The organism is Cardiobacterium sp. (assembly GCF_057314735.1).
This window is the reverse complement of record NZ_DBHKZK010000036.1, coordinates 1-13407: the sequence shown is the minus strand read 5'-3', so window position 1 is coordinate 13407 and position 13407 is coordinate 1. Positions and strand designations below refer to the sequence as shown.

17 protein-coding genes are annotated in these 13407 nt (G+C 58.5%); 8 read left to right on the top strand and 9 right to left on the bottom strand.

The genetic code is table 11. The features are described from left to right. Positions 1-199: 199 nt before the first annotated feature. Genes ACO54Z_RS04105 through ACO54Z_RS04085 form a run of 5 tightly spaced genes read left to right on the top strand, consistent with a single transcriptional unit; the run spans position 200 to position 1605 of the window. A complete protein-coding gene (locus ACO54Z_RS04105; protein ID WP_298079958.1) occupies positions 200-511 on the top strand; it encodes a type II toxin-antitoxin system RelE/ParE family toxin in 312 nt (103 codons plus the stop codon). Further along, positions 504-680 carry a hypothetical protein gene (locus tag ACO54Z_RS04100; protein WP_298079957.1) on the top strand — a complete coding sequence of 59 codons (177 nt, stop codon included), beginning with the start codon at positions 504-506 and terminating at the stop codon, positions 678-680. Before ACO54Z_RS04105 ends, ACO54Z_RS04100 begins: the two co-directional genes overlap by 8 nt. Next, positions 677-982, top strand: a complete 306-nt coding sequence (locus ACO54Z_RS04095) for a HigA family addiction module antitoxin (protein ID WP_314776949.1) — start codon at positions 677-679, stop codon at positions 980-982. The genes ACO54Z_RS04100 and ACO54Z_RS04095 overlap by 4 nt, the downstream gene beginning before the upstream one ends. A gap of 3 nt (positions 983-985) precedes the next feature. Continuing rightward, positions 986-1285 carry a type II toxin-antitoxin system RelE/ParE family toxin gene (locus ACO54Z_RS04090; protein ID WP_485995873.1) on the top strand — a complete coding sequence of 100 codons (300 nt, stop codon included), beginning with the start codon at positions 986-988 and terminating at the stop codon, positions 1283-1285. Beyond that, complete coding sequence (locus ACO54Z_RS04085) at positions 1282-1605, top strand: addiction module antidote protein (RefSeq protein WP_485995872.1); 324 nt, start codon at positions 1282-1284, stop codon at positions 1603-1605. The genes ACO54Z_RS04090 and ACO54Z_RS04085 overlap by 4 nt, the downstream gene beginning before the upstream one ends. A 1026-nt stretch (positions 1606-2631) precedes the next feature. Here ACO54Z_RS04085 and ACO54Z_RS04080 read toward each other — a convergent pair. Next, complete coding sequence (locus tag ACO54Z_RS04080; RefSeq protein ID WP_485995871.1) at positions 2632-3591, bottom strand: IS110 family RNA-guided transposase; 960 nt, start codon at positions 3589-3591, stop codon at positions 2632-2634. 817 nt (positions 3592-4408) lie between these two features. On the opposite strand from ACO54Z_RS04080, the gene ACO54Z_RS04075 reads away from it, so the two are divergent. Beyond that, on the top strand, positions 4409-4969 hold the full coding sequence (locus ACO54Z_RS04075) for an MAPEG family protein (RefSeq protein ID WP_485995870.1): 561 nt from the start codon (positions 4409-4411) through the stop codon (positions 4967-4969). On the opposite strand, the gene ACO54Z_RS04070 is transcribed toward ACO54Z_RS04075, so the two are convergent. The 8 genes from ACO54Z_RS04070 to proC form a co-directional block, all read right to left on the bottom strand. Next, positions 4953-6092 carry an AAA family ATPase gene (locus ACO54Z_RS04070; protein WP_485995894.1) on the bottom strand — a complete coding sequence of 380 codons (1140 nt, stop codon included), beginning with the start codon at positions 6090-6092 and terminating at the stop codon, positions 4953-4955. The two genes, ACO54Z_RS04075 and ACO54Z_RS04070, sit on opposite strands and share 17 nt — an antisense overlap. A 54-nt stretch (positions 6093-6146) precedes the next feature. After that, positions 6147-6470 (bottom strand): hypothetical protein, encoded by a 324-nt coding sequence (locus tag ACO54Z_RS04065; RefSeq protein ID WP_485995869.1) that lies wholly within the window; start codon positions 6468-6470, stop codon positions 6147-6149. Continuing rightward, complete coding sequence (locus ACO54Z_RS04060; protein WP_485995868.1) at positions 6467-7273, bottom strand: RNA ligase family protein; 807 nt, start codon at positions 7271-7273, stop codon at positions 6467-6469. Before ACO54Z_RS04060 ends, ACO54Z_RS04065 begins: the two co-directional genes overlap by 4 nt. A gap of 43 nt (positions 7274-7316) precedes the next feature. Beyond that, on the bottom strand, positions 7317-7874 hold the full coding sequence (locus tag ACO54Z_RS04055; protein WP_485995867.1) for a hypothetical protein: 558 nt from the start codon (positions 7872-7874) through the stop codon (positions 7317-7319). A 116-nt stretch (positions 7875-7990) separates the two neighbouring features. Next, complete coding sequence (gene mnmG / locus ACO54Z_RS04050; protein ID WP_485995866.1) at positions 7991-9898, bottom strand: tRNA uridine-5-carboxymethylaminomethyl(34) synthesis enzyme MnmG; 1908 nt, start codon at positions 9896-9898, stop codon at positions 7991-7993. Next, positions 9895-10188 (bottom strand): DUF167 family protein, encoded by a 294-nt coding sequence (locus tag ACO54Z_RS04045; protein WP_485995865.1) that lies wholly within the window; start codon positions 10186-10188, stop codon positions 9895-9897. Before ACO54Z_RS04045 ends, mnmG begins: the two co-directional genes overlap by 4 nt. A 3-nt stretch (positions 10189-10191) precedes the next feature. After that, positions 10192-10707, bottom strand: a complete 516-nt coding sequence (locus tag ACO54Z_RS04040) for a YggT family protein (protein WP_485995864.1) — start codon at positions 10705-10707, stop codon at positions 10192-10194. A gap of 27 nt (positions 10708-10734) precedes the next feature. Continuing rightward, positions 10735-11577, bottom strand: coding sequence for a pyrroline-5-carboxylate reductase (gene proC, locus ACO54Z_RS04035; RefSeq protein WP_485995863.1), 843 nt, complete (start codon positions 11575-11577; stop codon positions 10735-10737). A 141-nt stretch (positions 11578-11718) separates the two neighbouring features. On the opposite strand from proC, the gene ACO54Z_RS04030 reads away from it, so the two are divergent. Together ACO54Z_RS04030 and ACO54Z_RS04025 are read left to right on the top strand one after the other, a co-directional pair. Next, positions 11719-12780: a type IV pilus twitching motility protein PilT gene (locus tag ACO54Z_RS04030; protein WP_485995862.1), complete on the top strand. Its 1062-nt coding sequence runs from the start codon at positions 11719-11721 to the stop codon at positions 12778-12780. 15 nt (positions 12781-12795) lie between these two features. Further along, the coding region (locus ACO54Z_RS04025; protein ID WP_485995861.1) for an ATPase, T2SS/T4P/T4SS family at positions 12796-13407 on the top strand (612 nt) is incomplete at its 3' end.

The window sequence follows — 13407 nt, the reverse complement described above, 5'->3', positions numbered from 1 at the left end:
TTTTCCGAAACAGAAACAAATAGATAAGCTCCGGTTCCCGTGGTTCCCGCTGATTTTCGCGTTTGCGCTTATATACATTCCGGCGATGAGGCCGAAACATTAACAACATGGGGTAGGCAATACCGACCTCATCCCCTGGTTGCCCCCTTCCGCCCCGTGGGCGGATAATGGGCGCTACCAAGAACACGCAACGGCGCTCATGTACACCATAATCGAAGCCCCCGCCTTCAAGGACAAAGCAGACCGCCTCTGGACAACCAGGGAGCGGCTGGAGTTTCTCGCATGGCTGGCGCACAACCCTTTGGCGGGCGACGTCATCCCCAAAGGTGGCGGCCTGCGTAAGGTGCGTTGGCAACACGGCAGCAAAGGAAAGCGGGGCGGCGTTCGCATCATCTACTTCAACCGGCTGGCAAACGGCACAATCTTTGCCATCGACATCTACAGCAAAAACGAAAAAACCGACCTTACTGCGCAAGAACTGCACCAACTGAAAGGAGCCAAACATGACTGACCCCAAAGACTGGAACATCCCCAACATGGTTGCCGCCGTCATCGCAGACGACCCGGACGCGGCAGAAATCGCCGAAAGCCTCACCCAAGCGCTGCACGACGTGAAGAGCGGCAACTACGCACGGCAAACCGTCATCCCTGCCGAAAAAGAAACCCTTGCTGAAGCATGAGGCAACATAACCCGCCCCACCCCGGCCTTCTGATACGCGACGACATCCTGCCCGAACTCGGCCTGACCGTAACCGAAGCGGCAAAACAGCTCGGCGTATCGCGCGTAACCCTCTCCCGCCTCATCAACGGCAAAACCGGCATCACCGCCGACATGGCGCTACGCCTGCACCTTTGGCTGGGAGAACACAGCCCAAGCGCTGAAAGCTGGCTGCACCAACAGGCGACCTATGACCTCTGGCAGGCCGAACAAAAAGCCCTGCCCGCCGTCATCCCCGCGCCATTGGCCGCCGTTCATGAGTAACCCATGACCTACACCTTCTGCACAACAAAAATCTTTGACGACTGGCTGGACGACCTGAAAGACAAGCGGGGCAAAAACGCCATTGCCCAACGCCTGAACCGGGCAACGAACGGCAACCTCGGCGACCACAAAAGCGTGGGCGACGGCATCAGCGAAATGCGCATCCACGTTGGCGCAGGCTACCGCCTCTATTACACCTTGCACGGCAGGCAAATCATCTTCCTGCTGGTAGGCGGCGACAAAAGCAGCCAACAAGCCGACATCGCCACCGCGAAAAAACTCAAGAAGGAGCTGTTTCCATGATAAAAACACGACCGCTAGACGTAAGCCGCTACCTGGACGACGAAGAAGACATCGCGCTGTTTCTCGGCTTTGCGGCAGAAGACGCCACCAACGAAAACGACCCGACCATCCTCGCCCACGCCATCAAGACTGCCGCCAAAGCGCGCGGCATGACCGAACTGGCGAAAGCGGCAGGCATCGCACGCGAAGAACTCTACGACCTGCTCGACGACCCGGCCCTGGAAGCACTGCACAAACTGCTGGCAGACGCGGGCTTTACCCCGACCACCGGAGACGAAGCACCTGCCCCCAAAAAAGCTCCCGCACTGGCTGAAGCCTAAAACCGCCTACAGCGCCCCATAAAGGTGAAGACGACCAACTTCCACTACCTGCCACCGGGAAACGGCTTACAACGCCAAACAGACGGCAAAGGCGTTGCGTTTGCTGTTGCGTTTGGCCGCGCTCCTGCCCGCAAAGCCGACAACCACGCGGACGAACCCGCGCAACCCGTTGCGTTTTGCCCTGCTGCAATCTTCAACAACCGACCCTTACCGTGAAACCGTGGCTTTCTCTGCTCACTTTTGTTCAGTTTGCTGTTCGGTTTCTGCCCGATTACATTGCAAGCTATTGAACAAACGGCACAAACCAAAACCGAACTGTTCAGTTTGTGTTCGGTTTCTGCTCACTTTCACCACTGAAAACCTGCCGACCACGACCAACGCGCAAAAGGGAACGCCTGCGCCATGGGAGGCCGTGGCGGCACCCTTTGAGGGGGTTTCAAAACGAGACCCCCTTGCCACAAAGGGAGGGTACAAACTGACACCCCCTTGACCAGGCTTCAAACTTGAATCCTGCCCCGCGCGCGTCTCCCGGAAAACCCGCCAACCCGAACACCCCTAGCAAGCGTTTTTTGTTGGTATTTTTGTTGGTATGCGAAAAATTGACACATGAAAAACCATATGTAAATCACCAAAATAGCGGAAGAGTTTGATTCCCTTCACCCGCTCCAGTCAAAATCCATAACCCCTTCTTGAAGAAGGGGTTTATTGTTTTTGGGAGTCTCCTAGGCGCTGTTTATAGCGATACTCACAAAGTTCTGTACAAGGCACGCCGCCGAAGGCAGTACAGTTTAGTACGGCGAGGCGGCGCAACGCTGTACAGGGCTTTGCGAGGATTGCTATACAATTGGCCATAACATGATGATTTCATTCGCAGGTTTGATTAAGGCCTGTTTACCATTCAGCCGTAAACACACCCAATCCAATGCGGTTGCGTGGCGACGATTTTGTGAGCTACACCATTGGTTTGTAGTCAACTGTGTTCCCCAACCCGTCGGTTGGGGAAACCAAACCCGGTAATTATGCGGTTTACGGCCCGGATTCCTCCGTCTGTTCAAGGCTTGCGAGATAGTCCCGCATCCGCGCGTTCAAAATCCGCAGCAGTTTGTGCATACACGCATTTATCGCCACCTTGAACGGCTTGCCACGGTTCATCAGCCGCTCGTAAAACTCCTTGATTTTCGGCTCAAAGCGCGTCGCCGTCAGCGCCGCCATGTACAACGCGTTGCGCACTATCTTGCGCCCGCCGATGCAGCCGGTCTTTTTCTCCTTGTCGCCGCTCTGGTGCGACAGCGGCACAACGCCTGCCAACGCCGCCGCGCGTTTGTGCGCCACCTTGCCCAGCTCCGGCATCATCGACAGCAGTGTGGCGCAGGTCGTGTTTCCTACCCCCTTCATCTCGCTGAGGATTGTGCCTTTGCCGTTAAAACCGCGCTTGTTGTACCTGTCGATGTCTTTGTCCAGCGCGACAATCAGTTCGCCCAAATGCGCAATCAGCGCCGCCACGCTGGCCTTCTGGCTGGCGTGGGTCTGCTCAAGGCGGTTCTTCTCCATCTTGCGCATCTCCACTAACTGGCTGCGGCGCTTCACCAACGCCTCCAGCTCCTGGATTTCCGCACTTGGCGGGACGTAAAGTATGTCGTCAACCATCTTTCTCGCATCCAGCGCCTGCGCGTAATCGGCGAGCATTTTGGCGTCGAGATGATCGGTCTTGCCCAACGAGAAACTTTCAGCATATTTGTGAGTACGCTGCGGATTGGCGATGACGACGCGCATACCAGCCGCATACAACGCATTGGCCAACGGCACTTCCAGACCACCCGTGCTTTCGAGTACGACAAGGTTAACGTTATGTTTTTTCAGGTATTCGACGGTATTGGTGTGGCCGTTTGGGTTGTTCGCTTCGGTTTTGGTTTTTGGGTAGCCAAAGATGCCGATAACGACGTTTTGTTTGGCGACATCAATGCCGCCGTAGTTTTTGTTGCTCATCAATAAACCTTCCTTGCATTCGGTTGTAGTTTTCAACTGTTCGGTTGTGTTGATGGGTGGCCGCCCGCTCGTGGACTACGATGCGGATGTGGTTAATCCAAGGGTGCGTACTGAGGCGGGCGACCTGTTTGGTTGACATCATATATCGGGGAAACATACAAGGGTGTGTGCCGCAGGCACGCACGCGTTTGCCGATGCCAAATTCCCGCGTGCGTGTCGGCTACACCGCCACACACCCTACGCACGAAACCCGTAGCGGGCGGGTACCCACGCAAAATGCGGACGTATTTTGCGTGGGGCCCGGGGGGGAGGGTTGGGGAGGGGGTGAGCGATATGATTGATGAGCCGAAATTCCAATTTTTCAATTGTTTGCCGCCCTCGCCCTCACCCCTCTCCCAGAGGGACTGGAACAGCTCGCGCAGCGACAAGCATTGCTTGCGAAGCAAGAGAGAGGGGCTTATCCGCCGAATGGCAAACAGCGCCTAATGCCTTATTTTCCTGCATAAATTCTGTTATTTGCGGTCGCGTTCCGCCTGGGCAAAAAAGCTACTGTCTTGTGCAGGATTTCATTGCTGCGTTTGCGTTCGTCATGCTCGCGTTCCAGCGCCTCGATGCTTGCGGTGCCAAGCGCGTAATGCCCACAGCCACTTTGGCGCGTTTCAATCCATCCCATTACCATAGTCATTTCAGATTTTGTATTTACGGAATGGCTTTGGCCGTTTGTTTTCAGGACGCATAACAAAAGAGGGAAGCCACTGCCTGCTACGTCGTGGAAAAAGGAGGGAACCCACAACGCGCCAGCAGCACTTCCCGTGGCATGAGTGTAGCGGCTTGTTTAGCGCGTTGCAATGCGGAAGCAGTGGCTTCCTTATTGGCTTATGGTGGCAGGATGCAGTATTTTTATGGCGCGGCATTGCCGCTTTCTTCATATACACCAAATGTCGCCAGATACGGCGGCTTGTGTGAATGGGTCTTTTTATTTAGGAGTATTTGTATGACTTTCGCCTATTGGTGCGTTTTTATCACCATTTTTCTGCCGCTATTTTGTGCGACGTATGCCAAGTACCTCGCTGGTTTTACCGCCGCCGACAATCACAATCCGCGCGATTTGCTCGCCCGTGCCACTGGCAAGGCGCAGCGGGCGAATGCGGCTCAGCAAAACAGTTATGAGATTTTTCCGCCGTTTGCCACCGCAATCATTATTGCCCATATCAGCGGCGGCACATCGCAGGCGGTGATCAATTTTTGGGCAGCGCTTTTTGTCTTGAGCCGTATCGCCTTTATCTATTGTTATATCAGCGACCGCCCCACCTGGCGCTCATCTTTTTTCGGCGTCAATTTGCTTTGTATCGTCGCACTCTTTATTGCGGCGGCGTAATCACATATGCCACTTCGTGCGCTTCGTCGTAGCCGGGAATTTCCAGTTTGCCCAGCAGGTGGCGGATGACGTCTTCCGGCACGGCGTGGGCGCGCTGTTTGTTTTGCGCCAGCAGTTGCGGCCACGGCACTTCGAGGTAGGTGATGTGGATGCGGGCGCGGTAGTTGGCGAAGAGCTGCGTCCATTTGCCGCGCAGCTCGCGCGTCAGGTTGGTGGCGTTAAAGACGAAACTCTCGCCCGCGCGCAGGTGGACGCGCGCCTGTTCTTTGGCGAGCTGGATGACGCGGCCATTGCCTTTTTTGTCGGTCGGCTCAATACGGTTGGCGCGGCGGATGTCATCCAGCGAGAGGACGGGCAAGTCGGCGAAATGGCGGGCGATGTAAGTGTCCTTACCACTACCGGGCAGGGCGCTCATCAGGTAAACATCGCAGCTAAAATCGTCGTAGGGCTGGTAATCCGGCGTGCTTTCCGGGTGGTTCAAATAGTAGTAACGCGCGTGGTTGCTGGCGAAGGCAAACGGTGCGCCCCAGCAGCGGTTTTCTTCGCATAGCGCCTGGAACAACGCGATTTTGTTGAGCAGCTCGGCGGTATCAGGGCAAATGCGGCCAAGCACGTCGGCTTTGGCGAGCAGGGCGAGCCATTGGGTATTCACTTGCAGGCTGGTGGCGATGGCGGCGTGCGCCGGATGCGCTTTTTCGATTGCCCACAGCGGCAGGCCGTGCCAGCGCACCAGTTTGGCGACGGCTTCGCGCACGGCAAAGGGCGCGGCGAGATCGCGGTAGAGGATTTGCCGCGCCGTGTATTCGCCTTTCTTCGCGTGGCGCGGCGAGACGATGCGCGTCCTGCCGCCGCGTTCTTCCGTGGTGGTAGTGCTGCGTTTTTCCACGTCGTGCAAGAGGGCAGCAGCAAAGAGGATGTGCTGCGCCTGCGCGTCCAGCGCCTGATATTCGGGCAGGGCGGTGAGAGCGGCGGCAACCATTTTTGTGTGTGTCAGCACGTCGCCTTCGCCGTGCCATTCGGGGTCTTGCGGCACGGCGGCCATGTCGGCAAGCCAGTCAAAGCGGGTGGTGAGCGCCGCCCAGTCGGGCGCGGTGCCGGGGGTGTAATGGGGGAATGTCCACATCATTGTCGTTCTATACGCTGAAATATTGAAACTCAAATTTGGGGTGGTAATGATTCAGATGGTAACGGGCAACAAGAATAATGTCGCCCGGTTTTCCCTGCCTCCATATATCGCATTCAACGATATAAAAAGTACCATCGTTGCCAATATCCACATCCAGATAGTATTCGCTGTTCCGCGCTTTTTCCAAACACAGGCAGGCGGGAAAAGCTGTAATTCGCTTTTGTCCTCTATCCAGTCAATGCTTTCGTGTATTTCTTCCAGCATTTCATCCGAAATGTTATAGGTCTCACGCAATTCCGGCTGTCTTTCCGCAATAAAACAGTCGAGAAATTTGCCCACTTCCGCATAGATTTCTGCTTTTGGAAATTTACTCATTTTTTTCCTGCACTGTGCATAAATTGATAACCGTGCCAGCCGTATTTGTCGTAATCCACGAGCGTTGCCGGTTGCCAGGTTTTGGTCCAATGCACGTCGGTTTTGACGTGTTTGGCGCGCACCAGTTTGAACAGGTTGTCAAATTCGTTCGGCTGCACCGGCAGGTCGCCGTTGTTGGTGAGGAAGCTGTCGCGGTTGCGGATAACGAGGCCTTCGCAGCAGGGCGCGCCCGTCTGCGGGTCGTAGCCGCCGAGCGCCCCTGCGGTATCGACGTATTCCAGCCAGTCCATGCCGAGGTTGACAGCGAGCCAGTCGGCGAGCTGGCGGTTTTCGTCGCCGCCCGCGCGGTAGTTGTCGCGCAGCGGGCGGGTTATCGGCAGTTCGGGCACGGTGGGGAAGTCAAACAGGGCGGCGTAGAACTTCACTTCGTCCCAGCCGAGCCAGCGTCCGTTTTGCCGAACGGCGAAGACGTAGTAGTAAGATTCGAGGCGGCTATAGGCGATAGAGTGGATGCCGTAGAGGTTCTCGCCGAAGATTTCGAGGTCGTCGAGGTCGCCCTTGATGCGCTGCCAGCGCTCTATCAGCGGTTTGTCCCACGGGTGTTGCGATGGCGCTGCGTGCGAGCGGGCAAAGACGCCGTGGCGGCTCAGGCAGTTGTTCTGCCCGTCGAGTTTTTCGGTGAGTACCAGCGCGTCTTTGGCGGCGAAGGCGGCGAGGTAGCCAGCAGGCATGAAGCGGTCGTCGGAGGTGGTGCCGAGGCTGATGTGCGCGTGCAGGCTGCGGCTGTATTTGCTGGTGGTCATGGGGCGGAATGGTGAAAACCCGCGGTAGTCGCGGGTTTTGGGGTTATTCGTCGTTGGTGGGGAGGGAGTCGCCGTCCCATTCGTGGTCGGGGTCGGGGAGGAAGACGAGGCCGCCGGTTAAGCTCTGGCTGATGAGCCAGCCGCCGGGAACGGCGGTGCGGTAGAGTTCCGGGGTGTATTTGTTGTTGCGGCTTTTCAGTTTTTGCCATTCGAGGACGGGGGTGCGGCGGTTGCTGCCGCCAAAGAGGAGTTTTCCGAGTGCCATACGGGGTTCCTTGGGTTTGGTTTGGGATGGGGGGCGCGGCGTGGGTTCTGCGCGCGCGGTCTGTGTTTTTTGTACCACGGGTTCCGGGATTGGGGTCGGTTCGGGCGCCGTGGTGATGCGGATTTTGTTGGCAAGTGGCGGCGCGGCGGCGGTTTCGTCCGTTCCGGCGGGGGTGCGGATTTTGACCGGAGCGACGGATGCGAGCGGAACGCCGGGCAGGCGCGGTGCGTCCGCCGGGGGATAGCCACCGGGGTAGGGGGTGTTGATGGGGAAGACAGGTTCGCCCCAGGCAGGGTTGTTCGCGGCGGGCGGGATGTTGGTGTAGTGTCTGGGCATGGTGTGTTGTCAGTGGGTTGGTATCTGGTTGGTTATCGGTGGTTGTATGGGGCAGCGGCGGTCATGTGGTATTTGGCAGGCGGTGGGTGATTTGACGTTGGTTTGGGTGACGGGTGTCATTGACCCCCTCCCCGGCCCTCCCCCGCTGCGGACGCGTCGCGCCCGGCAGGGGAGGGGGCAGCTCGCTGTTTTTTCAGGTGGATGAGGAGGATGGAGAGGGCGGCGGGGGTGACGCCGGGGATGCGTGCCGCCTGGTCGAGGTTTTCCGGCTGGATTTTGTCCAGTTTTTCCGCGACTTCGGCGGAGAGGCCGTGGATGGCGCGGTAGTCGCAGGGCACCGGCAGGCGGTGCGCGCGGTTTTCTTTGAGTTTGGCGACCTCACTCTGTTGGCGCTCGATGTAACCGCTGTATTTGGCGGCGATGTCGATTTGTTCGATGACGGCTTCGTCGAGCGATGGCGCGTCGAAACCGGGCAGGGCGGCAAGGGTCGCGTAGTCGATTTCCGGGCGTTTGAGCAACTCGCTTGCCGCAAGGTTTTGGCTGAGGCCGGGCAGGTGTTCTTGGCGGATGAGGGTGTGGCGCAGGCGCTCTTGTTCGCGCGCGAGTGCTTCCATTTTTTCGTTGAATATGCGGTAGCGGTGTTCGTCCACCACGCCGAGCGCATGGCCGATGGTGGTCAGGCGCGCGTCGGCGTTGTCTTCGCGCAGCAGCAGGCGGTGTTCGGCACGGCTGGTGAACATGCGGTAGGGTTCGCGTGTGCCCTGGGTGATGAGGTCGTCGATGAGGACGCCGAGGTAGGCTTGTTCGCGTTCGGGGTACCAGGGTTCGAGGTCGCGCGCGCGGCGGGCGGCGTTGATGCCTGCCAGCAGGCCTTGCGCGCCCGCTTCTTCGTAGCCGGTGGTGCCGTTGATTTGGCCGGCAAGGTAGAGGTTGTCGATGGCGCGGCTTTCGAGGCTGTGTTTGAGGTGTTGCGGGTCGAAGTAGTCGTATTCGATGGCGTAGCCGGGACGGGTGATGCGCGCCTGTTCGAGGCCGGGGATGGTCTGGATGTAGGCGATTTGTGCTTCAAACGGCAGGCTGGTGGAGACGCCGTTCGGGTAGAGTTCGTTGGTGGTCAGGCTTTCGGGTTCGATGAAGATTTGGTGGCTGTCCTTGTCGGCAAAGCGCATGACTTTGTCTTCGATGGAGGGGCAGTAGCGCGGGCCGAAGGCGTCTTTGATGACGCCCGCGTACATCGGCGCCTGGTCGATGTAGGCGCGGATGATGTCGTGCGTGCGTTCGTTGGTGCGGGTGATGTGGCAGGCGACTTGGCGCGGGTGTTCGGCGGCGTTGCCGAGGTAGGAGAAGACGGGCAGCGGGGTGTCGCCGGGCTGGGCTTCCATGCGGCTGTAATCAACGGTGCGCGCGTCAATGCGTGGCGGGGTGCCGGTTTTCATGCGGGCGAGGGTGAAGGGCAGGTCGTGCAGGCGGGCGGCGAGTTCGTTCGCAGGCGGATCGCCCGCGCGGCCGCCGGCAAAGCTGTTGAGGCCGACGTGGATTTTGCCGCCGAGGAAGGTGCCGGCGGTGAGGACGGTGGCGGTGGCGTAGTAGTCGATTTGGTGTTGGCTTTTGACGCCGGCGATGCGCGTGCCTTCGAGGATGAGGTCGGTGACGGGGGTTTGGAAGATGTCGAGGTTGGGCTGGTTTTCGACGATGTCGCGCACCGCCGCTTTGTAGAGGATGCGGTCGGCCTGGGCACGGGTGGCACGCACGGCGGGGCCTTTGCGGCGGTTGAGGATGCGCCACTGGATGCCGGCGCGGTCGGCAGCGCGCGCCATGATGCCGCCGAGGGCGTCGATTTCTTTGACGAGGTGGCCTTTGCCGATGCCGCCAATGGCGGGGTTGCAGCTCATTTGGCCGATGGTTTCGATGTTGTGGGTGAGCAGCAGGGTGCGCGCGCCCATGCGGGCCGCGGCGCAGGCGGCTTCGACGCCGGCGTGACCGCCGCCGACGACGAGGACGTCGTAATGGATGGGGTATTTCATGGTTTTTCGGGCAGTTGCCATTCGGGCGGCAGGTGTTTGGGGGCGGCGATGCGCAGGGTTTTCAGCGGGCTGAAGGCACCGCTTTGGAGCGCCACGTTTTTTTTGGCGACGGCGAAGGTTTTGGCAAGCCAGGCGGTGAGGTGTTTGTTGGCTTTGCCGTCTTCGGGCGGCGCGGTGATGGCGATTTTGTAGCGCTCGTCATGGATGCCCTGGCATTGATCGCGGCTGGCGCGCGCGGTGATTTTGACGGCGAGGATGAGGTCGCCTTGTTCCCATTGGGCGGCGGGCATGGTTTATCCGGCGATGCTGCCGAAGAGGATGCGGGCAAGGCCTTGTTGGGCGAGGTAGATGAGGAACAGCGCCGCCATCGGGCTGAAGTCCAGCATCCCGACGGGCGGGATGATGCGGCGCAGCGGTGCCATCAGCCATTCGCAGCAGGAGAGGGCGATTTGCATCACCGGCTGGCGCGGGTCGGTTTGCAGCCAGGAGCCGATGACGGTGATGAGGATGGCGTAGAAGGTGGTGTTGAGCCAGGTGTTGAGCAGCAGCAGTACGCCAAGCGGGATGGCGACGGGGTTGAAAAAGAGGATGAAGGTGACCAGCAGCGCGATGATGGCAGCGACGATGACCGCGCCAAAATCAAAGCGCGAGGGCGGCAGCAGTTTGCGAAACGGCAGGACTAGCGGATCGGTGGTGCGGTTCAGCCGCGAGACGATGGGGTTGAAGCCGAGGCGGTAGAGGTTGGCGTGGAAGCGGATGAGGAAGAGGGCGATGGCGAGTTTGCCAAGGATGATGATGAGGTCTTGCATGGTGTGAGGTGGTGTTTTGGAAGGGGTTTACCAGTCGCGGGTGAGTTCGTCGGCGATGGCGCGGCTGCGCGCAACTACGGCGCTCATCGCGTCATCAACGATGCGGTCGATGTTGGCATTATTAAAGGTGTTGAGCGCGGCTTCGGTGGTGCCGCCGGGGACGGCAATCTGTTTACAGTAGTCGGCAAATTCGGGCGGGGTGGCGTTGTTGTCCAGCGCGAGGGTACCTGCACCAACCGCCGTCCAGGTGATGATGTCGTAGAGTTCGTCGCGCTCGAAGCCGTAGCGTTCGCCCGCGTCCAGCATTGCCTGCATCAGGCGGAAGAAGTAAGCAATGCCGCTGCCGGAGAGCGCGGTGATACCGTCAATCTGGGTTTCATCGTCCAACCAGGCGGTTTCGCCGATGGCGCTGAAGATGGTTTCTACCAGCTCTTCTTCTTCGGGCGCGAGTTCGTTGTCGCTGTAGATGCCGGTAAGCGAGGCCTGGTGCGAGGCGGCGATATTCGGCATGGCACGGATGATAACGGCGTCGTCACCAAGGATGCGGCGGTAGTGTTCGAGGCGGATACCGGCGGCAAGGGTGATGAGGATTTTGTCGTCCAGGTTGCAGTCGGCCAGTTCGTCCAGCACCGCTTTCATTTGCGTGGGTTTGACGCCGAGGATGATGTAGTCGCAGTCCTTGACCAGGCGGCGGTTGTCGGTGTGGGCGGTGATGCCGTGGATTTGTTTGAGGGCGGCGGCACTCGCCGGGGTGCGGCTGGTGGCATGGATATGCTTGCTGCTGAAGGCATTTTCTTCGTCGGCAAGCAGGCCGCTGATAATCGCGGCGCCCATGTGGCCGGCGCCGAGAAATCCGATGGTTGTGGTCATGGGCGGGTTTCCTTGGGAAAAATCGCGCGAATCTTATCATGTTTGCCACGGTGGCCAACGTGAACTTTGGCTTTGTTTTCCGCCGTTTTCCGGTAAAATAGAATCCTTGATTTTTTGTAAGGAAAGAAAAAGGATGCTGTTATGAGTGATAAGCACGAAACCAAACTGGACGACCTGCTGCGTTTTACCGACAAACAGAAGGCGTCGGACTTGCACTTGAGTTCTGAACTGCCGCCGATGATCCGTGTTGATGGCGACATCAAACGCCTCAACCTGCCGCCGCTGGACCGCCAGCAACTGCGCGACATGATTTATTCCATCATGACCGACTCGCAGGTGAAGAACTTTGAAGAGCACTGGGAAGCGGACTTCTCCACCGAAGTCAAGGGTATCGCCCGTTTCCGGGTTAACGTCTTCAACCAGAACCGCGGTCTTGCCGTGGTGTTCCGTACCATTCCAAGCCGGGTGCTGTCGCTGGAAGACCTGAAAGCGCCGGAAAAATTCGTGGACATTATTGACGTGCCGCGTGGCCTCGTACTCGTCACCGGCCCGACCGGTTCCGGCAAATCCACCACGCTGGCGGCGATGCTGAACCACATCAACGAAAACAAGCACGAACACATCCTCACCATCGAAGACCCGATCGAATTTGTGCACGAATCGAAAAAATGCCTGGTCAACCAGCGCGAGGTACACCGCGACACGCAAAGTTTCTCCAACGCCCTGCGCGCCGCGCTGCGGGAAGACCCGGACATCATCCTCGTCGGTGAGTTGCGCGACCTGGAAACCATCCGCCTCGCACTCACCGCCGCCGAAACCGGACACCTGGTCTTCGGTACCCTGCACACCTCGTCCGCGGCAAAAACCATTGACCGTATCATTGACGTCTTCCCCGGCGAAGAAAAACAACTGGTACGCTCCATGCTCTCCGAATCGCTGCGCGCCGTTATCGCGCAAACGCTGCTGAAAAAAATCGCCGGTGGCCGGATTGCCGCACACGAAATCCTCGTTGCCACCTCGGCGGTAAAAAACCTCATCCGCGAAGACAAAATCGCGCAAATCTACTCCTCCATCCAGACCGGGGCGCAATACGGGATGCAAACCCTCGACCAGTGCCTGCAAAAACTCGTCTCGCAAGGCCTCATCGACCGGCAGACCGCTGCGGCGAAAGCACACGACAAAACCCTCTTCCTGCACAGCTAAACCCGGAGCCGCAACATGGAACACGCCAGCCTCGATACCGCCCTCGAACTCACCCCGATCAGCCGCGACGAAATCGCGCAGAAAAAAACCAGTATGCCGCGCGAAGAACTGCGGCCGATGTTCGACAAACTGGTCGCGCACGCCGCCGAAAAAAAAGCGTCGGATATCTTCATCAACACCGAGAACTACATCAGCATCAAAACTGACGGCCAGCTCAACTACACCAAAAAATACATGGAAGAGGGCGACGTCTACAACCTGATCGAAGTCATCTCGCGCCCGGAAGCCTTCCGCGAATTTCTGCGCAACCACGAACTGAACATGATGGTGGAAGTGCCGAACGTCACCTACCTGCGGGTCAACGTGTACCTGCAAAAAAACGTCCCCGGCCTCGTCCTCCGTCTCATCCCGGCAACCATCCCGAAACTGGACGACCTCGAACTGCCGGTACCGGACATCCTGCGCAAAATCTCGATGGTCAAACGCGGCTTGGTTATCGTCATCGGGGCGACCGGTAACGGTAAATCCACCACGCTGGCTTCGATGATTGACCACCGCAACGAAAACTCCAACAACCACATCATCACCGTCGAAGACCCGATCGAATTCGTGCACAAGCCGAAAAAA

Bases quoted from the DNA above. Each gene is read 5' to 3' on its own strand.
- proC (WP_485995863.1), bottom strand. From the start codon at position 11,577: ATGACCACAACCATCGGATTTCTCGGCGCCGGCCACATGGGCGCCGCG.
- ACO54Z_RS04055 (WP_485995867.1), bottom strand. From the start codon at position 7,874: ATGCCCAGACACTACACCAACATCCCGCCCGCCGCGAACAACCCTGCC.
- ACO54Z_RS04060 (WP_485995868.1), bottom strand. From the start codon at position 7,273: ATGACCACCAGCAAATACAGCCGCAGCCTGCACGCGCACATCAGCCTC.
- mnmG (WP_485995866.1), bottom strand. From the start codon at position 9,898: ATGAAATACCCCATCCATTACGACGTCCTCGTCGTCGGCGGCGGTCAC.
- ACO54Z_RS04030 (WP_485995862.1), top strand. From the start codon at position 11,719: ATGAGTGATAAGCACGAAACCAAACTGGACGACCTGCTGCGTTTTACC.
- ACO54Z_RS04065 (WP_485995869.1), bottom strand. From the start codon at position 6,470: ATGAGTAAATTTCCAAAAGCAGAAATCTATGCGGAAGTGGGCAAATTT.
- ACO54Z_RS04105 (WP_298079958.1), top strand. From the start codon at position 200: ATGTACACCATAATCGAAGCCCCCGCCTTCAAGGACAAAGCAGACCGC.
- ACO54Z_RS04040 (WP_485995864.1), bottom strand. From the start codon at position 10,707: ATGCAAGACCTCATCATCATCCTTGGCAAACTCGCCATCGCCCTCTTC.
- ACO54Z_RS04090 (WP_485995873.1), top strand. From the start codon at position 986: ATGACCTACACCTTCTGCACAACAAAAATCTTTGACGACTGGCTGGAC.
- ACO54Z_RS04095 (WP_314776949.1), top strand. From the start codon at position 677: ATGAGGCAACATAACCCGCCCCACCCCGGCCTTCTGATACGCGACGAC.
- ACO54Z_RS04080 (WP_485995871.1), bottom strand. From the start codon at position 3,591: ATGAGCAACAAAAACTACGGCGGCATTGATGTCGCCAAACAAAACGTC.
- ACO54Z_RS04085 (WP_485995872.1), top strand. From the start codon at position 1,282: ATGATAAAAACACGACCGCTAGACGTAAGCCGCTACCTGGACGACGAA.
- ACO54Z_RS04045 (WP_485995865.1), bottom strand. From the start codon at position 10,188: ATGCCCGCCGCCCAATGGGAACAAGGCGACCTCATCCTCGCCGTCAAA.
- ACO54Z_RS04075 (WP_485995870.1), top strand. From the start codon at position 4,409: ATGAGTGTAGCGGCTTGTTTAGCGCGTTGCAATGCGGAAGCAGTGGCT.
- ACO54Z_RS04070 (WP_485995894.1), bottom strand. From the start codon at position 6,092: ATGTGGACATTCCCCCATTACACCCCCGGCACCGCGCCCGACTGGGCG.
- ACO54Z_RS04100 (WP_298079957.1), top strand. From the start codon at position 504: ATGACTGACCCCAAAGACTGGAACATCCCCAACATGGTTGCCGCCGTC.